Origin of the sequence: Brevibacillus sp. RS1.1, from assembly GCF_013284365.1 — a bacterium.
Taxonomy (GTDB): domain Bacteria; phylum Bacillota; class Bacilli; order Brevibacillales; family Brevibacillaceae; genus Brevibacillus; species Brevibacillus brevis_D.
This window is the reverse complement of record NZ_JABSVA010000042.1, coordinates 1-416: the sequence shown is the minus strand read 5'-3', so window position 1 is coordinate 416 and position 416 is coordinate 1. Positions and strand designations below refer to the sequence as shown.

Annotated in this window: 1 other RNA gene; it reads right to left on the bottom strand. The window is 38.9% G+C overall.

Annotation, left to right across the window (positions count from 1 at the left end):
• Window positions 1-271 precede the first annotated feature (271 nt).
• Window positions 272-416: a transfer-messenger RNA gene (gene ssrA / locus HP570_RS29310) on the bottom strand; the annotation flags it as partial.

The following is a 416-nucleotide window of genomic DNA, read 5'->3' as shown; positions in this document are numbered from 1 at the left end:
ACTCTAATTCGCTGTTTTTATCTAAGTTTACTCTAATTCCTTGTTTTTATCTAAGTTTACTCTAATTCCTTGTTTTTATCTAAGTTTACATAAAAATTATAGCAACACCAAGAATCTCATTAAACAACAAAAATCAACCCCATTTAGTGACAAACTGAGTCTATCAGTGTAGTCCTCTGATGTATCCAATAACTTCTTAATCTAATAAGAATAACAATTATCTCCTGCAAACAAAAAGCCACCCTCATCAGGTGGCTTGACTTTATGTATTTGGTGGAGGCGGGGGGATTCGAACCCCCGTCCGAAAACAGCGATACATGAGCATCTCCGAGCGCAGTCACTCATTTAAATTTCGGTACCGGATTCGCGGAGTGACGCGCTGACCCGTTACCTAGCCTGATTGATCTTCTTCCTTT